The sequence below is a fragment of the Acinetobacter sp. ANC 3903 genome (assembly GCF_002135315.1).
Classification (GTDB): Bacteria; Pseudomonadota; Gammaproteobacteria; order Pseudomonadales; family Moraxellaceae; genus Acinetobacter.
In genome coordinates this window covers 33229-50824 of sequence record NZ_NEGA01000004.1, presented here as the reverse complement: position 1 = coordinate 50824, position 17596 = coordinate 33229, and the positions used below count along the sequence as shown (strand labels likewise).

Sequence of the window (17596 nt, the reverse complement as noted above, 5' to 3'; positions counted from 1 at the left end):
TGTTAGTCACACAATGGCAATTAAGAAACGTAAAACCGGTCAATCTTTGATGCAAATTTTAAACCAGAATAGTTTAAAAATTATTTTGGGCGTAGTCGCGACCAGCAGTTTTGCAATTGCCTTTGGACAGGAAAAAATTCAACGGCTGGTCTCATTGCCGTCTTCATCAAACTCGGCCTGTCTGGACCAGTTTTATCGTGATATTCCGCCTTATTTGGCCAAAGAAAGCCTGAAGAAAAATACCTATCCGCTCTGTTTTAACGGTTTTAATGTGATGTATTCGGGGGTGTCCAAAACCCCTTTGTGGGTGGCTGAAGCCTTGACTCCGCAGCGTTTAAGCCAAAAAATTCCACGTGAAGACAGCTTTCATGAAGAAACCGGCGTAAAAGCAGAACATCGGGCAACCTTGTCAGATTACAAAGCATCAGGCTATGACCGCGGACACATGGCACCGAATGCCGATATGCCGAATAAAGCGGCGCAGTTTGACAGCTTCTCGTTGGCCAACATGGTGCCACAGGCACCGAAGAATAATCAGCAGGTGTGGCGAGAGCTAGAAGAGGCGACTCGTGCCATTGTGACCAAGCAAAAGCAGGATGTTTATCTTGTTACTGGGCCGGTATATTCGGCTAAAAAGCTGAAGATGATTGGTAAGGGGGTGATTGTTCCAACAGCGACCTACAAAGCCATCTACATACCTAAAACCGGGGCGGCAGGTGTGTACTATGCTGACAATACCCTGAAGGATACCGCACCAAAAGTTCAGGTGATCAGTATATGTGCTTTGGAAGATCTCACTGGAATTAATATTTTCCCGCAGTTAACCGAAGACCAAAAGCGCAATACTTATAATTTGCCATTAACCGCAACGGCTGTGAAAGCCAATAAGCAAATCACTTATTCACATTGGGATGCAGAAAGCCAATGTGCTGAGGAAGTCGGTACAGATCAGCTGACTGCTTTGCAAAAACAGTTTAAATCTTCATCGGTTAATCCGAGTTCTTCAACTCAAGCAGCATCGGGTGAGAACAAGAACAGTACGCCTACTATCGCTCCAAATACCCAAGATGCGATTGTTAAACAATTGATTGAAGGGCTTTTACAGTACATTTTGCAGTTGTTGAAATAAGCTTTTTTTAGGTAGGATGATGGCAATCATCCTACTTTTTAAATAACAACAACGATCAGTGAGAATACAATGTTCAAGCCTTTTGTAAATGGTAATGAATCGCACGCCATTCATGACTTAACTTTAGAAAATCAAGAAGACTGTGTCAGTATTTATGGCAATTTACAACTGACCAAGGATCAGGCTGGACTGCAGGCCGCCAAAGCGTTGCAGAATTATGTCAATGCCATAGTCAGTGCTTTGGAAAGTGAACCCGATCTTCCGGAAAAAATTGATCGTCAAGACGAGCAGGAAATTGAAAATCCATTCTTATAAGCAGTCCCATGTTCCACATGGAACATAAAAAAAAGCTCACATCGGTGAGCTTTTTTATGGTTAGAAGTTTTAGTCTTTTTCACGGGCCACCATTTTATAAATGAGAGCACCCAGAATTGCGCCAAAAATAGGGGCTACCCAGAATAGCCAAAGTTGGCTTAAAGCCGGGGTTTGTGCAAAAAAGGCCACACGGTTACTACGTGCCGGGTTCACCGAGGTATTGGTGACTGGAATACTGATTAAATGAATCAGGGTTAGAGCCAGACCAACAGCCAGTGGTGCAAAAGCTGCCAGTGCACGTTGATCCGTAGAACCCATAATCACAATCAGGAAAAATGCAGTCAATACAATTTCAATGATCAGTGCCGAAGTCATGAAATAGTGCCCAGGCGATAGTTCGGCAAAACCATTGCTGGAAAAGCCTGCTGTACCGGAAAAACCGGCCTGAACCTGTATGATCAGATACAATACCAGCCCGGCTAAAGATGCGCCGATCACTTGAGAAATAATATAAGGAATCAGGTGTTTGGCATCAAAACGACCACCTGACCATAAGCCTACACTCACTGCGGGGTTGAAGTGTCCTCCCGAAATATGATCTAAGGCATACACTCCTGTCAGGTCGAAAGCCAAGGACACACCGGCAAAGCCAATGCTCAAGTCAGGAAAGGCTGTTGCAAGTACGGCACTGCCGTAACCACCAAAGACTAACTAGAATGTTCCAATCAATTCGGCAAGGTATCTATTTATTTTATTCTCCAGATGCTGCTATTTATTTTTTTTTACTTTTTAAGATATTTTATATTTATTGAGAAACTACTTGTTTCTTAATCACAATATGATGAACAGACATGACATTCACGTGACCATCTGGGTTCAGCTTTATGCATATTGTTGTTGTCGCCATTGTTGCGGTGTCATGCTTGTCCACTGCTTAAACGCACGCTGGAAGACACTTTGCTCGGAATAGCCGAGCAATAAGGCAATTTCTTGCAGGCTGAGATGTCGGTCTTTTAAATATTGCTCCGCCAATAAATGTCGTACTTCTTGCATGCGTTGCTGATAGGTGGTGTCTTGTTGTTGCAAATGGCGTTGCAGTTGGCGTACCGACATATGTAACTGTTTGGCAATAGGTTCGATTTGATACTGGTTTTTTTGCAGCCCGAGGAGAATGGCTTGTTGCAGACGATGATCGAGCTGGGTGGAATTGGGAAGCTTATCTAATAGGGCATGGGCTTGTTGCATCAGCAAATGCTGCAAGGTCTGATCCCCTTGACGTATAGGTTTGGTCAGCTGATGAATGGGGGCAATAATTTGGGCCTTAGGCTGGGAAAACAGGACTTTGCAATTGAAGTATTGTTCATAGATGGCCACATTTTTGGGTGCAGGATGAATAAAGTGCACTTCATGTATATGAATATCTTTAAATTCCAGAAAATGTTTTAAAAATTGCACCATCAGGGCAATGGCATTTTCCTGGGTAATTTGCGTGGTCAAATGAAAGGGGATGTATCCCCAGCCAAGCGCAAGATATCCATCCTGTATATTGAGCTCTAAGGAACTGCCATCATAGATCAATCGATGAAAATCATGATAACGGTATAAGGCTTCCCCCAAAGTGTTGCAGGACAGGGCGATATAGGCAATGATGCCTAAATGTTTAGGCTGGACATGTTCGGCAATATCCAGGCCTAATGCCGGAATTTGCAGATGTTGATCTATATCTGTCAGCAAATCACGCCAGAGACAGAAGTCAAAACGTTCCAGATTCTGAACTTGTTCAAGTTTTTCAGAAATAGCTAAGCCTTTGGCCTGACTATAGGCATAAATTAAATGCCCAAGTCCACCATATACGGAGCCTGTGTAGTCTTTAGAATGTGGCATATTGATCTTTTTATTATCGTAATTTGTCAATTAAATATTATTTTATAGTTAGCATTTTGCACATTTTATGATCTATATTCAATATGGAATAAGGAGAAAATAGATATGTGGAAAGGTTTTTTGGTTGGGCTAGTGGTGGCTAACGGTTTTGAATGGGTGGCACACAAATATATTTTGCATGGTACACATCGCAGTGGAAAGCCTCGTTATAGCCCTGTGCCCGACAGCATGAAGTCCCATTGGGAACATCATCGTGAAGTCAGAAAAACGGCATTTCATGACCATGGCTATGTCGAAGGTCTTGCAAATTGGCGCACTAAAAATGAAATTGCCTCCTTAGCAGTAGTTGCTGGCGTGTTTGGTACACTATTTTATCCTGTATCTAAAGGCATGGCACTGTCTACGGTATATAGCGCCTGTAATTATTATTATATTCACCGCCGTGCCCATTTAGAGCCAGAATGGGCGATGAAAAAAATTCCCTGGCATTATGATCATCATATGAATTCCAATCAGGATGCCAACTGGTGTGTGACCAAACCTTGGTTTGATTACATTTTGGGAACTCGGGTTATTTCATCGCCAGAATTGCAGGAGAAAAACCCCCTAGGAATTCTGCTTCCCGGCACAGTTTCAAATTTGTTGAACGGCATAACTGATCGCTATTTTCCGGCAAAATGGGTAGAAAAACAGGAGAAATGATTCTTTTCTCAGAATGGATTGTCATTTTTATTGTTCAGGAAGATATCGCGATAAAATAGCCAGAAGTCACGACTACTGAGATTTTGTCGTAATTTGTCAATATTTTCGGCATTAATGGTCAATGTTTTTGTTACTTTTTTGTTATATATTTGTTTTCGAAATCAGGTTGGCCTAGTTAACTTGATGAGTCACTGTATATGTCATTTTATTGTTTTTACTTTTCAAGAAACCGCGCTGTAGTTTTCTTGGTTTATAGGGAGTCTTGAAGACTCCTTTTTTTTATCTGCAATTTTTGTGCAGGCTTGATTTCAGAGCTGATCTATAAATAAAAAAAGAGTGGGGAAACCACTCTTTTTGAGATGAGCAAGCCTTTATCACTTAAAGACGCATTTCAATCCCTTGTGCTGCAAGATATTGTTTTGCTTCTGGAATAGTATATTGACCAAAGTGGAAAATAGAGGCTGCAAGTACCGCATCGGCACCACCTTTTAAAATACCATCGGCTAAATGCTGCAAGTTACCTACACCACCAGAGGCAATGGTTGGAATGGTCACACGGTCATTAATATTACGCATTAATGCCAAGTCGTAACCGGCTTTGGTTCCATCGGCATCCATAGAGGTAATCAGCAGTTCACCAGCGCCGTAATCGGCCATTTTCACTGCCCATTCAATCGCGTCAATCCCGGTCGGTTTACGGCCACCATGGGTGAAAATTTCCCATTTGTTGTCACCGGTTTTCTTGGCATCAATCGCGACCACAATACATTGGGCGCCAAAGCGTTGCGAAGCTTCCTGAACAAATTCCGGGTTAAATACTGCAGCAGAGTTGATGCTGACTTTATCGGCACCGGCATTCAGCAACAGGCGGATATCTTCAACTTTACGTACCCCGCCACCGACAGTTAAAGGTACAAATACGCTTTCTGCCATGCGTTCAACGGTACGGTAAGTGGTATCGCGGCCGCTTGAGGTTGCAGTAATGTCCAGGAAGGTAATTTCATCGGCACCTTGTTCGTTATAACGGCGAGCCACTTCAACCGGGTCGCCTGCATCACGAATATCAAGGAACTGTACACCTTTCACCACTCGACCATTATCTACGTCAAGGCAAGGAATAATACGTTTAGCAAGCATAATTTTTTCCAAAAATAACAGCCGATTATGAAACTTCGCCACGAAGGTGCTACACCTTGGTAGTTGTAGCAGGTATTCTATCAAAATTATGTAAGTTTTTTCGCAGGTTTTCTATGTCGGTTTATACCACTTTGACTTTACAGGAAGTTCAGGCTTTTGCAGCACCTTATGGATTAGAGGTGATTGAGCTGATTCCGATTCAAGGAGGTATTCAGAATACAAACTATTTTTTAGTCTGTGAAAATGCAAAGCAATATGTGCTGACCGTATTTGAAGAAATGGATGAGCAAGGTGCAGGCGAGCTGGTTCCGGTACTTGAGCATTTGGGTAAACAGGGTTTAGCTGTGCCAGTGCCATTAAATTATGCGGGCAAGGCTATTCATACTTTAAAAGAGAAACCTGCGCAGATTGCGCCACGCATGCTGGGTAAACATCCCATGCCTGCAACGTTGGAACAGGCGCAAGCGATTGCCGTTGCTCAGGCGAAAATCCATATAGCCTTACAGGATTTCCCTTTGGAACGTGCCGAATATCGTAACCATGATTACTGGTTGCAAGTGGCTAAGGAATTAAAACCCACTTTAAATCCGGCAGATTCTATTTTGCTTAGTGAAGTGCTGGGGTTGTATGAAGCGCTTACGGCAGTATATCCAAACCGTCCCAAAGGCTTTATTCATTCCGATTTGTTCCGTGACAATACCTTGTTTGAGGGTAGTGAACTAAAAGGTATTCTGGATTTTTACGAACTCAACAAAGATGAATTCCTGTTTGATATTGCCATTACTTTAAATGACTTCTGTACGGAATATCCTGAGGTTCATTTAAATGAAGCGAAAGCCCAAGCCTTTTTAGAAGCCTATGAAACGGTGCGCCCCCTGACTCAGGATGAAAAATCCTGTCTGGAAATTTATTTGGCTATAGCAGCTGCGCGGTTTTGGCTGATGCGTTTACAAGTCGCACAAAAAAATGCACAGCAAGGACGTACCGGAGATGATATTCTTCAGAAAAATCCTTTGGAAATGCGTAATATGCTTGTGGAACGACTAAAATTTGTGACGGCTTGAGATAGGATATAAAAATGCGTGATCAGGGGCGATTGGTCGAATGGTTTGATGATAAAGGCTACGGCTTTATTCAGCCGAATGATGCCTCGAAAGATCGCGTGTTTTTACACATCAAGGATTTTATGCGTCAGGGGCCACGTCCGATTGTCGGTTGCGCGCTTGAATATACGGTATTACTCGATGGTGATGGCCGTTATCGTGCCCAGCAAGTGACTTATCTTAAAGCCTCGCAAACACAAAAATTAACCAGCAAGCCGAAAAAATCCAAGCAATCTGCACAAAAATTAAAACCGATGCAAATTGCCTGTGTTGGTTATATTCTGGCTTTGGCCGTGTTTACCATGGCCGGATTATTAAGTGGCATGGTGTTGTTATTTATTAGCGTGATTAATGCCATAACTTACTGGATGTACGCGCAGGATAAAGAAGCTGCCTTGCAAGGTAATCGCCGCGTACCCGAGCAAACCCTGCATCTGTTATCTTTTCTGGGAGGCTGGCCTACGGCATGGCTGGCTCAGGAAAAACTGCGCCATAAAACACAAAAACAACCCTTTAGAAAGATTTATTTTTGTACTATAGCCTTGAACATACTTTTGATTTTATGGCTGATTTCTCCTTTTAATGTACTGAAGTTTTAAGGAGAACAATGACTTTATAAGGTATAACAATGAATTATTCTCTTGATCAAGATCCCAACCGCACCCTCACTTTAGTCCTTTATATTCTGTATATCATTGCCATTTTTACTGGTGGCTTATTGGCCGTTGTTGCCCTGATCATTAACTATATCAAACGCAATGACGTACGTGGTTCCATTTTTGAAAGTCATTTTAGCTGGCAAATTAGAACATTCTGGTGGTATTTATTCTGGAATATTATTGCCTTTATCCCCTTTGTTTTCCTGTTTTTCACGGGTGAAAACATGGATGTATTTACCGGGGTGGCCTTGGGTGCGAGTGCATTTTGTCTTGTGGTAATGGGAGTCTCCTGGGTCTGGATTGTGTATCGTGCAATTCGCGGTATTATCCGTCTGAATGACAATCAGCCCATGTATCAATAACAACAGATCTAAAAAAATGAAGGTGGCAATAGCCACCTTTTTTATGCGCTATAATGAATCATCTGTTTAAACAGATGCATTAATTTAATTCCTTTGTAAAAAATCAGTTTACCTTTTTAATTTTTATAGCATACCTTTTCAGTTAATCTATTTTACCTTTTTAATATTTAAAATTTACTTTTTTATTTTAATAATTTTACTTTTTTAATATTTATAGTTTACATTTTTAATAAATTTACTTTACATTAATGTACAGTTATTTATATAAATTTAATTTCTGTTTTTTATTTAAATTTAGCCTGGTTTTAGGCTTAAGAATAAAACCGCCCGCGACGGCGGCGTAGTCCTAAAACATGAATTGCGCCCACCAAAACCGCATACGAAACTGCATAGCCAAAACGTTGCTCAAATAATGTTACAAGGTCGCTAATATTTTTAAATTTTGTATTTTTTACAAATACTTGAAATTCATTCCAGTCTTTAATATGACTCGGTGCGCCGCGGTTTTTTGCCGGTTTTGGCAGTAAGTCTCCGGTTTCTTCTTCCAGCTTGATCCATGCATCCAGCGTCACACGAGAAATGTTGAATTCTTTGCATACTGCAACTTTGTAATCAGTTTTTTTATACATTTGAATGGCTGATTTTCGAGTTTCTAAACTGTACTTTGGCATTTACTCGTACCAGGATTAAATATTTATTTTTTATTATATGGCATAGTCGTTGCAAATGAACAAATAACTCAAATAAATAATGTTCAGGTGACAGCTATGGAGAAAATGCAAGTCTCTTTCAAAAAAATGTCGTTATGGCAAGTCGTCATCCTTGGTGTGGCCTATATGACCCCAATGGTGGTGTTTGATACTTTTGGTATTGTGTCCGGAATCACCGATGGCCGGGTACCCTTGGCTTATATTTTTGCTTTGGTGGCGATGCTGCTGACTGCATTTAGCTATGCACGCTTTAGCCGGCAAACTGAAAAACCTGGTTCTGCCTATACCTACACCGCGGAATCTTGTGGGGCCAAAGCTGGCTTCTTTGTGGGCTGGTGTTCCTTGCTCGACTACATCTTGCTGCCTTTAGTGAATGCCTTGTTGGCCGGGATTTATCTGGAAGCGGTTATTCCCAGCGTACCTTACTGGATGTGGGTCACGCTGTTTGCAGGCCTGGTCACACTCATTAACTGTTTCCGCATTAATTTCCTTGCCAATCTCAGTCTGGTCTTTGTGGTCGCACCTTTATTGCTGATGGCGCTATTCATCTATCTGGTGATTCGCGGTGTAGGTGAGGGACAAGGGTATGGGCACGTGTTGACTCTTGCGCCGTTATTTAATGGTGACAGCTCCATCCTGCCCTTGATTGCAGGAGCATCCATCCTGTGCTTTTCATTCCTGGGCTTTGATGCAGTGACCACCATGTCACATGAAACTCGAGATCCGAAACGAACCATTCCACGTGCGGTGATGCTCACTACATTGGCAGGCGGCATCATTTTCCTGACCGCATCCTGGTTTATTCAACTCTATTTTCCAAGCAATGTCCGTTTTAACAACCCGGATGAAGCCTTGCCTGAAATCGTGCTGTATGTCGGTGGAGCACTGTTCCAGTCGGTATTTCTGTGTGCACAAATTATGAATACCTTCGCTTCAGGTCTGGCAACCCATGCCAGTGCATCCCGTCTGATTCATATTATGGGTAAAGATGGTATTTTTCATAAAGAAACTTTTGGGCAAGTTCACAGCAAATTAGGTACACCGCTTTATGCAGTACTGTTGGTTGGTTTGATTTCCCTGACTGCCATTGCCCTTGACCTGGCAACTGTGGTGAGCATGATTAGCTTCGGGGCCTTGATTGCCTTTACCGCAGTCAATTTTTCAGTTTTCGTCAAATTCTATGTCCGTGACCAGCAACGCCACGGGATGAAAAACATCTTTTTAAACCTGATTTTACCGTTTATTTCGGTCGGCGTGATCATGTGTTTATGGTTCAACCTGGAGCGTTCAGCACTGTTGTTTGGTTGTGGCTGGCTGTCTGTCGGGATTGTGATCTTCCTGTACAAAAAACTGAGAAAGCAAAACATTGTGATTGGCAACGCCTACTAAAAGATTGCCGCAAATTTTGAAATGAATTGAAGATGGGAAGAGTGAACATGAATATACAAAAGCCAGTATTTTTAAATGACGTAGAGTTTAAAGCCAGCGTAAACCAGCAAAGTGGCAAGGAATGGAACTGGATTAATCCAAAGCATGGTGCATTTGGGCATCCTGCGAATTACTATGAAAGTTCACTGCAACAATGGCACCAGTTTGATGCCTTGAGTGCCGATATTGAATGTGATGTGGTGGTGATTGGTGGCGGCTTGCTGGGGGCTTCGACGGCCTTACATCTGTCTGAGCAGGGAGTGGAGACGGTTTTGGTCGAGAAAAACCGGATTGGTAGTGCGGCTTCTGGAAGAAATGGCGGGCAATTTACCCCAGGCTTGGCACGTTGGGAAGCGGCAGAAATGATTGAACATTTCAGTTATGCAGATGCCAAAAAACTCTGGCACTTTACCTCAACCGAAGCGATGGCTTTAATTGATTCGATTGCAGATCAATACGATCTGGACTTGCAGCGTAAACGTGGACATATCACCGCTGCCGTACATGAAGGGCATCTGGTCGGTTTAACTCAAGGTGCCGATGCACGCAAGTTTTTGGGTGAGGCCCATACTCAAGTGGTGGGCAAGCATGAGCTGAAAGAACACATTGCCTCTGACAATTATTGTGGTGGTTTGCTGGATGCTTTGGGTGGACATATTCATCCCCTGGCTTTAAACCGCGGCCTCATTTATGGTTTCTGCAAAAATGGTGGCAAAGTCTATGAGCAAACTGAAGTTACTGCAGTAGAAGAGCGGGAAGATGGGGTGTATGTCACCACTTCCAGTGGAGTGATCAAAGCCCGTAAAAGTGTGGTGATGGGGGTGCATCATGCCTCCTTTAAGTTGCTGCAAAAGAACAATCAGACCACGATTCCGTTCTATACCTATGTGTGTACCACAGCTCCATTAGAAGTTGATTTAAAAGAATTATTGCCAACAGATGCACCGGTCTATGACACACAATTCCAGATTGACTATTACCGTGGTGTATCTCAAAACCGCTTGCTGTTTGGTGGTGAGGGCACAGGTTCATGCTGGAATCCTGAAAAAACCTATCAGTATTTATTGGGCCGGATTCAACATGTGTTTCCGCAGTTAAAAAGTGTCGAGCTGGATTTTGTCTGGAGCGGAACCACTGACCTGACCATGAATGGTGCAGCAGATAGCCGCAAGTTTGGCAATAAATTTCCAATTTATGCGGTACAGGGCTGGAGCGGTCATGGCGTAGCGCAAACGGTACGTATCGGTAAGGCAATTGCTGATGATTTCTGTGGCAAAGCGGATGACTTCAATATGCTGACCCGTATTCATCATCAGGATATTCTGTTTGGTCGTGCACTGGCACCCGTAGTCATTCCGGTGGCAAAAAGCGCCTATGGGCTGGGTGCATTGATTAATCCGGGGAAGATGGTGTCGTTTTAAATATCTTTCCTTCCACAAAAACCGAGAAGGATTCTTCCTCTCCCTGTGGGAGAGGATTCAGGAGAGAGCAACAATGTGCAGTGAAAAATTCGAATTTCTCATGGTCTTGAAATTAATCTGTCCTAACAGCTCCTGGAAGGTGAGGAATTTTCTTTAGAGAAATATTTAGGAGAAAGAGATCTTTTAAGGATTCACTTCTTTATTTTTCTTCAAAAACTTCGGTTTCCACTCACTGACAATCACTCCTAAAACCACCAACACTCCACCAAGGATGGCCAGTAAGGGCAAACGCTCACCTGCGATCCGGCCAATCAGCGCTGCCCAAACTGGTTCTCCCGAGTAGATAATCGCTGCTTGAGATGGATCAACTTCGCGTTGCGCCCAGTTCATCACCAGTTGAATGACGGCACTGGCAAAACCTAAGCCAATTAAAATGATCACCAGCGGCCAGGAAAAAACCGGATTCCAGCTTTCACCAGCCAAAGGCATCATGCAAAAAGCAAAGATCGAGGCAAAGCCGAGTTGAATCACGGTGACACGACGGACATTCACTTTGCCGGCAAAAAATCCGATCAGGATAATTTCAAGGGCGATGGCAATTGAACCGAGAATGGTGATCATTTGTCCAGAGTTCAGTTGTACTTGCCCAAAACCATTTCCAGTTAAAAAGACCAATCCTAAAAAGGCCAGTGCTGCGCCACACCAAGTCATGATTTGGGGTGTTTTACGGAACAACAACCATAATAAAATTGGGACTAAAGGCACATACAGCGCCGTTAAAAAAGCCGACTCACTACTGCTGATGCTTTGCAGTCCAATAGTTTGCGTGCCATAACCCAAGGCAATTACCAGACCAATTAAAGCCCCTGCGGCAATTTCCTTGAGCTGGATTCTGCCTAAATCTTTCCAGGACAATAAACTGACAAAAAACATGGCTGCAGCAAAACGGCAGCCGACAAAAAACATTGGACTGGCAAAATTTAAACCGTATTGCACGGTGATAAATGAGCCGCCCCAAATTATGGTAATTAAAATTAAGGCAAGCTGCGGAGCTTTGGTTTTAAACCAGGAAGGGGCGTTTGACATGTCTATACAGCGAAGAAATTTATTGAAATAAAAAAGAGGTCCGAAGACCTCTTAAGGATGGATCGACATATTAAATGGATTGATCATCCCAAAGTGATTGCGCTTCACGAAGGTTGAGCGTGCCTTCATAAATTGCACGACCGGTAATGGCACCTAAAATACCCGGCTGGCCTTTTAATTTACGCACATCATCCAGATTGGTTACCCCGCCAGAAGCAATTACAGGCAAACCTGAATAGGTTGCAAGATTAACGGTCTGTTCGATGTTTACACCTTGCATCATACCGTCACGTGCGATGTCAGTATAGACAATGCTGGATACACCGGCATCGGCAAAACGTTTTGCCAGGTCGGTCGCTTTTACGTCAGTGACATTTGCCCAGCCATCGGTAGCCACCATGCCATTCATGGCATCGATACCCACAATAATGTGACCGGCAAATTTCTTGCAGGCTTCTTCCACAAATTCAGGATCTTGAACTGCTTTGGTACCAATAATCACGAAAGATACGCCAGCATCCAAATAGTGTTCAATGGTTTCAAGCGAGCGAATACCACCGCCAATTTGAATCGGTAGTTCTGGTTGCGCTTTAGCAATGGCTTCAACCACAGGTTTGTGAATTGGTGTACCTGCGAAAGCACCGTTTAAATCCACCAGATGCAAGCGGCGTGCGCCTTCATTTACCCAATGCTGTGCAGTTGCAACCGGATCGTCAGAAAATACGGTATCGTCTTCCATACGGCCTTGTTTTAAACGGACACATTTGCCATCTTTCAGGTCAATTGCAGGGATGATCAGCATGCTTTCGCTCCTTGCCAAATCTTATTGAATTCATTGTGTTCCATCTTAACAAAGTATTGGCAAATCTCTAAGCATCAGTTGCAGCTTTTATTTTGTTCGGGCGAATACGTAATTTTAATGAGGTATTAGGAATATGTTTCGGGATTAAGCCCAAGCGCAGTAACTCTTCAAACACCAAAACCGGCGCATAGGCATCGGCAGCGGCATATTCAATTTGATGGGGAGTCAGGGTTTTTCTTGCCCAGTTCGAGGTACTTATTTTTTTACTTTTTGGAAAATTGACCTGAAACAACAGTGCCATGGCATTTTTTAGCCCCATGGGATTGGCAAAGCCGAAGGCTGAAAAGCATTTCGACAGTTCAATGACACTATTCAGTTCGATGCCTTTTTTACGGAATAGATGGGCATCATTTTTTAAGCCAAAGCCAACTTTAATTTGATCCGGATTTTCAAAAATGGGTTTTAAAAACGCTAATATTTGTGGATTAATCTGGAACAAATAGGCTTTATTGGCACTGGCCAATTGAATTAAATGCGGACCAGTGGAAACTTCACCTTTTTCAAAGGTCGGTTTGGACTCGGTATCAAAACCGAATAAGGCACAGTGCTGTAATTCTTGGGCTAAAGCATGACATTGTTCCAGGCTGTGAATGACCTGAATCTGTGTTTGAGGAAGATTCTGAAATAAAGGGAAGTCCTGAATTTGTTCTTTGCTGGGCAGGGTTTGAAGCAGCGACTCTTCCATAACAATTGATAGCGTGGTTTATTGCCATTCAGCTTAATGGTTTTTCAAATTTTAGGCAAAAATAAAGCCTGCATATTGCAGGCTTTAGTCATGTATAGCGGAAGTTATGAGTGGTTTTGCTCTGCTTGCGGCTGTATTTCTATTTGTGCTTGATGTGCGCGCTGTACATAGTCTTGATAAGCAGGGATAGCGATTGCAGTAAGGACACCAAGTGGAAAAATCAGTACATAGAACCAGGCTAAAACTTTCTCCCAGGTTTCTGTGCTACGTGGTAGACCAAACTGGTTTTCATGTTCATCACCTTTGGCAAAGGTTAAATACACGGCCAAACCCAAATTGACCAATGGTATGAACATCAGCAAAGACAACCAGCCACTTTGGTTCAGGTCATGCAGGCGACGAATCGCAAAAATAAAAGAGAAGTAGATCATCGCAATATAGACAATGCCTAACAGCAACCTGGGGAAAATTGACATGCCTTGGCCGGGTTCTGGTGCAAAACCAGGAAGCAGGATGGCGCTCAGAATGCCCAGTGTCATCACGACCAACAATAGCAGACCATTCCAGCCCAGATAAGATAAACGTCCAAAACGGCCGGCAGCATTCAAGGCGGAGTCATTTGAAAAGGAGTTCATTATTATTTTCCTATATTTTTTAAATAAATATGTTGAATATTTGGTCAAAGCATAAGCATTTTTTAGCAAAAAACAAAGGAAAAAATCCCGAATAAATAAAAAGCCCACCGAAGTGAGCTTTTTTAAACTGACTGCAATGGGTTTAGATCTTCCATTCCACAAAGTTTTTCAGCAATTGTAGACCCGCTGTATGGCTTTTTTCAGGGTGGAACTGGGTTGCAAACAGGTTCTCTTTATGCAGCGCTGTGCAGAATTCTAAACCATAGTCACAAGTGGCTGCCACAAGACTTTTATCTTGAGGTTCAACATAGAAACTATGCACGAAATAGAAACGTGCATCCTGTTCAATGTCTTTCCACATTGGATGGCTTGGGTCAGCCTGATGCACCTGGTTCCAGCCCATATGCGGTACTTTTAAACCGGTCATTTCCGGGAAGCGCTTCACTTCACCTACAAAAATACCCAGCGCATCTGAACCGCCATTTTCTTCCGAGCGTTGCATCAAGGCTTGCATACCGACACAAATCGCCAGAACAGGCTTGTTAAATACGGCATGGCGTACCACTTCATCAATCCCTGCTTCATGCATGCCCTGCATACAGTCACGCATTGCGCCTACACCCGGAAATACGATTTTATCGGCTTGCGCAATCAGTTTGGGATCATTGGTTACATCTACAGTTGCGCCGACATGTTCCAAAGCTTTGGCTGCAGAGTGTAAATTTCCCATACCATAGTCAAGAAGGGCAATACGGGTCATTACAAAGTACCTTTAGTTGAAGCAACTTTACCTTCGGCACGTGGGTCAACTTCACATGCCATACGTAGTGCGCGAGCAAAAGCTTTAAATACGCTTTCAATCTGGTGGTGGCTGTTTTTGCCTTTCAGGTTGTCAATGTGCAGCGTCATTAAGGCGTGATTCACAAAACCTTGAAAAAATTCAGAGAATAGATCAACATCAAAACGACCAATCATCGAACGTGTAAATGGAATATCCATAAACAGACCCGGACGACCTGATAAATCGACTACTACACGACTTAAAGACTCATCTAGGGGGGCATAAAAATGACCATAGCGTTTTAAGCCTTTTTTGTCACCTAGGGCTTGGGCAAATGCTTGTCCAAGTGTGATCCCGCAGTCTTCTACGGTATGATGATCATCGATATCCAGGTCACCATCACAATGAATATCAATGTCAAATAAGCCATGTCGCTTGATTTGATCAATCATATGATCTAAAAATGGAACACCTGTGTTGAGAGTGCCTTGACCTGTACCATCAAGATTCACACGAACTCGGATTTTGGTTTCGTTAGTGTTTCTTACCACTTCACTGATACGTTGCGTCATAGACACGTTCCTCAAAAACGTCAAAAATGATGATGTAAAATGTTTTTTCGCGGGTGACGAAGTCCCCGCATATTAGATTGCTCAGGAGGGTTAATCAATGCCTATTACCGTACATGCTTATACTTCACTAGAAAATGACGAAGTGCGCAGCCAGCTTGAGCGACTGTATGACACCAGCCCGGAATTTGGTGACGGGCAGGATGCCATTGAACAACTAGAGCAAAACTTGGCTCAGTATACCTTAGTTTATACAGCAGAATTTAATACAAAATTGATTGGGGCGATTTGGTGTACCGGGCAGGGCGAAAGCCGAGTACTGGAAAATATTGTGGTACATCCGGCCAACCGTGGACGCGGGGTTGCAGAACGCCTGGTCAGTGAAGTGTGCCGCATGGAAGAAGAAAAAGGCGTGAAGACATTTGAGCCGGGCTGTGGAGCAATTCATCGTTGTCTGGCCCATCTGGAAAAAATCTAAAACCGCCTGGCAAATAAAAAAGCAGCCTTGAGGCTGCTTTTTTATGAGGGAAAAATATGGGTACTATTAGACTTCTTTTATAAATCATTTTAGAAACTAAAAATTGTTCGTAAAGCTGAAATTGAAAATAGATTTGAGTCGATATTAGATTGATGAGTGTGGCATGGATGCCACACGTTTCCCATCCCTTGCGCTGCATTTTAAAGCAGTGCTTAAAACTGGCTCAGGATGTCGTGTATGGGAAACAAGAGGTTTTTCTTGCGGACTCAAAATATATTTTGAGATCCTCATTTTGACCTTTCAAAAGTAGAGAGATTGCCTACGAAAAGGTAAAAAAAATTAAATCAATCAAATGAGGCCGTACTGATTTAAAATATCTAAATATTGAACATTTTTTGATTTATGAAAGAGATCTATTAAATAATGATTTGAGTTTTAAATAAAAAATAAGCAAATAAACGCCAAATTGCTGTAAAAATAAACGTTTGCTTTAAAAAGCCAAAAACTTGCTTGACTGAAAAACACTTAAACTGTTTAATACGCGGCATCGGCGTGATAGCTCAGTAGGTAGAGCAACGGATTGAAAATCCGTGTGTCCCCAGTTCGATCCTGGGTCTCGCCACCATATTTAAAATCTATTTTAAGATTTCAATCCCTGATCCCATCAGGGATTTTTTTTGGGTAAAAAATATTCGATCAAATAAAAATGTGATGAATTATATTGACTATTGATGACAGATACGGCTTAATACACGGCATTGGCGTGATAGCTCAGTAGGTAGAGCAACGGATTGAAAATCCGTGTGTCCCCAGTTCGATCCTGGGTCTCGCCACCATATTCAAAAAATCCTCAAACATTGTTTGGGGATTTTTTTTGCCTGCCTGTTGGGTATAGTTTTTATATCTGCATGCAAGCTGCGATAAAACAGCAATAAGAATCAAATATCATTAATCATTGTGGTGATTAAAACACCGTTTATCTGAGTTAATGTGAGCAAAAACGGAATTTCATGTAGGCTATAACGTATACAGTTGCAGTGAGAAGCATTTTCCTTGCATGGTGTGAAGCTGCATTGCCTTGAAATTACGTTACGAGTCAAGCTTATGAATCTTCTAAAAATCTCTGCGTTGGTGTTGATGTTCGGTTGTATAGAAAGCATGATGGCCCATGCGGATGACACTGTGACCTTGCCGACCCTGCAAGTGTTGGCTGAGCCAGAATTACGTAAAGAAACAGGGATTGTGCCGTATCAGAATGATGAGATGAATCGCCGTGCTTTACAGCATCAAATAATTCGTAATTCACGTGAAGCCCAAAACTTTATGATAGACAGCCATGTGGTTGCCAATCTTGAAATTCAGCCCTTACAATCACAGCCAGACCTAACTTCCTTACCTCCCTTACTGCAACAACATGTATTGAATATTGCTCAGGGTTTACAGTCGAGTGATCCTACGCAAGGCTTGTATATTATGTTGCAACCCTTTGGCATAGACCGTAGCAACAGTATGCAGCCCCTCGAACGTGGTACGCATCTACAGATTAACCTGAACAATATCAATATTGGTACGCTTGAACGTTCTGTGAATAATCCTCCTTTACCTGTGGTACCGACACCGAAAATGCAATAATTTTCTCGCTTTACATTT

The 17596-nt window shown here is 42.6% G+C and carries 19 protein-coding genes, 2 tRNA genes and 1 pseudogene; 12 read left to right on the top strand and 10 right to left on the bottom strand.

Annotated elements, in window-relative coordinates; all coding sequences use genetic code 11:
* The first annotated feature begins 13 nt into the window (after positions 1-13).
* Complete coding sequence (locus tag B9T29_RS03805) at positions 14-1129, top strand: DNA/RNA non-specific endonuclease (protein ID WP_086174648.1); 1116 nt, start codon at positions 14-16, stop codon at positions 1127-1129.
* A gap of 69 nt (positions 1130-1198) precedes the next feature.
* The gene (locus tag B9T29_RS03800) at positions 1199-1444 is read left to right on the top strand and encodes a hypothetical protein (protein WP_086174647.1); all 246 of its coding nucleotides are present in this window, start codon (positions 1199-1201) and stop codon (positions 1442-1444) included.
* A gap of 69 nt (positions 1445-1513) precedes the next feature.
* Here B9T29_RS03800 and aqpZ read toward each other — a convergent pair.
* Positions 1514-2194, bottom strand: a pseudogene (aqpZ, locus tag B9T29_RS03795) (aquaporin Z).
* 132 nt (positions 2195-2326) lie between these two features.
* The gene (locus B9T29_RS03790) at positions 2327-3328 is read right to left on the bottom strand and encodes an AraC family transcriptional regulator (RefSeq protein ID WP_086174646.1); all 1002 of its coding nucleotides are present in this window, start codon (positions 3326-3328) and stop codon (positions 2327-2329) included.
* A 105-nt stretch (positions 3329-3433) separates the two neighbouring features.
* On the opposite strand from B9T29_RS03790, the gene B9T29_RS03785 reads away from it, so the two are divergent.
* A complete protein-coding gene (locus tag B9T29_RS03785) occupies positions 3434-4030 on the top strand; it encodes a sterol desaturase family protein (protein WP_086174645.1) in 597 nt (198 codons plus the stop codon).
* A 378-nt stretch (positions 4031-4408) separates the two neighbouring features.
* On the opposite strand, the gene hisF is transcribed toward B9T29_RS03785, so the two are convergent.
* Positions 4409-5170 (bottom strand): imidazole glycerol phosphate synthase subunit HisF, encoded by a 762-nt coding sequence (hisF, locus tag B9T29_RS03780; protein ID WP_300043432.1) that lies wholly within the window; start codon positions 5168-5170, stop codon positions 4409-4411.
* Between the two features lie 110 nt (positions 5171-5280).
* On the opposite strand from hisF, the gene B9T29_RS03775 reads away from it, so the two are divergent.
* Genes B9T29_RS03775 through B9T29_RS03765 form a run of 3 tightly spaced genes read left to right on the top strand, consistent with a single transcriptional unit; the run spans position 5281 to position 7291 of the window.
* Positions 5281-6231 carry a homoserine kinase gene (locus B9T29_RS03775; protein WP_086174643.1) on the top strand — a complete coding sequence of 317 codons (951 nt, stop codon included), beginning with the start codon at positions 5281-5283 and terminating at the stop codon, positions 6229-6231.
* Between the two features lie 14 nt (positions 6232-6245).
* Positions 6246-6869, top strand: coding sequence for a DUF1294 domain-containing protein (locus tag B9T29_RS03770; protein WP_086174642.1), 624 nt, complete (start codon positions 6246-6248; stop codon positions 6867-6869).
* Positions 6870-6898: 29 nt separating this feature from the next.
* Positions 6899-7291 (top strand): DUF4870 family protein, encoded by a 393-nt coding sequence (locus B9T29_RS03765; RefSeq protein ID WP_086174641.1) that lies wholly within the window; start codon positions 6899-6901, stop codon positions 7289-7291.
* Positions 7292-7602: 311 nt separating this feature from the next.
* On the opposite strand, the gene B9T29_RS03760 is transcribed toward B9T29_RS03765, so the two are convergent.
* Positions 7603-7962: a helix-turn-helix domain-containing protein gene (locus B9T29_RS03760; RefSeq protein ID WP_086174640.1), complete on the bottom strand. Its 360-nt coding sequence runs from the start codon at positions 7960-7962 to the stop codon at positions 7603-7605.
* A gap of 96 nt (positions 7963-8058) precedes the next feature.
* Here B9T29_RS03760 and B9T29_RS03755 point away from each other — a divergent pair, with 96 nt between their 5' ends.
* Both B9T29_RS03755 and B9T29_RS03750 read left to right on the top strand, forming a co-directional pair.
* Positions 8059-9390, top strand: coding sequence for an APC family permease (locus B9T29_RS03755; RefSeq protein WP_086174639.1), 1332 nt, complete (start codon positions 8059-8061; stop codon positions 9388-9390).
* A 47-nt stretch (positions 9391-9437) separates the two neighbouring features.
* Positions 9438-10850: an NAD(P)/FAD-dependent oxidoreductase gene (locus tag B9T29_RS03750; protein WP_086174638.1), complete on the top strand. Its 1413-nt coding sequence runs from the start codon at positions 9438-9440 to the stop codon at positions 10848-10850.
* A gap of 183 nt (positions 10851-11033) precedes the next feature.
* On the opposite strand, the gene B9T29_RS03745 is transcribed toward B9T29_RS03750, so the two are convergent.
* The 6 genes from B9T29_RS03745 to hisB all read right to left on the bottom strand — a co-directional run bounded on the left by B9T29_RS03745 (position 11034) and on the right by hisB (position 15471).
* On the bottom strand, positions 11034-11936 hold the full coding sequence (locus B9T29_RS03745) for a DMT family transporter (RefSeq protein WP_086174637.1): 903 nt from the start codon (positions 11934-11936) through the stop codon (positions 11034-11036).
* A gap of 70 nt (positions 11937-12006) precedes the next feature.
* Positions 12007-12738, bottom strand: coding sequence for a 1-(5-phosphoribosyl)-5-[(5-phosphoribosylamino)methylideneamino]imidazole-4-carboxamide isomerase (gene hisA, locus B9T29_RS03740; RefSeq protein WP_086174636.1), 732 nt, complete (start codon positions 12736-12738; stop codon positions 12007-12009).
* A 67-nt stretch (positions 12739-12805) separates the two neighbouring features.
* Positions 12806-13483, bottom strand: a complete 678-nt coding sequence (locus B9T29_RS03735) for a 3'-5' exonuclease (RefSeq protein ID WP_086174635.1) — start codon at positions 13481-13483, stop codon at positions 12806-12808.
* Positions 13484-13587: 104 nt separating this feature from the next.
* A complete protein-coding gene (locus B9T29_RS03730; RefSeq protein ID WP_086174634.1) occupies positions 13588-14118 on the bottom strand; it encodes a DUF805 domain-containing protein in 531 nt (176 codons plus the stop codon).
* A gap of 142 nt (positions 14119-14260) precedes the next feature.
* Positions 14261-14878: an imidazole glycerol phosphate synthase subunit HisH gene (gene hisH, locus B9T29_RS03725; protein WP_086174633.1), complete on the bottom strand. Its 618-nt coding sequence runs from the start codon at positions 14876-14878 to the stop codon at positions 14261-14263.
* Entirely contained in the window at positions 14878-15471 is a 594-nt protein-coding gene (hisB, locus tag B9T29_RS03720; protein WP_086174632.1) for an imidazoleglycerol-phosphate dehydratase HisB, read from the bottom strand. Before hisB ends, hisH begins: the two co-directional genes overlap by 1 nt.
* Before the next feature lie 97 nt (positions 15472-15568).
* Between hisB and B9T29_RS03715 the strand changes: the two genes are divergently transcribed.
* From B9T29_RS03715 to B9T29_RS03700, 4 genes are all read left to right on the top strand, one after another.
* Positions 15569-15946 carry a GNAT family N-acetyltransferase gene (locus tag B9T29_RS03715; RefSeq protein ID WP_086174631.1) on the top strand — a complete coding sequence of 126 codons (378 nt, stop codon included), beginning with the start codon at positions 15569-15571 and terminating at the stop codon, positions 15944-15946.
* 549 nt (positions 15947-16495) lie between these two features.
* A tRNA-Phe gene (locus B9T29_RS03710) sits at positions 16496-16571 on the top strand.
* A gap of 135 nt (positions 16572-16706) precedes the next feature.
* Positions 16707-16782 (top strand) — tRNA-Phe (locus tag B9T29_RS03705).
* 268 nt (positions 16783-17050) lie between these two features.
* Positions 17051-17578: a hypothetical protein gene (locus tag B9T29_RS03700; RefSeq protein WP_086174630.1), complete on the top strand. Its 528-nt coding sequence runs from the start codon at positions 17051-17053 to the stop codon at positions 17576-17578.
* Positions 17579-17596: the final 18 nt, after the last annotated feature.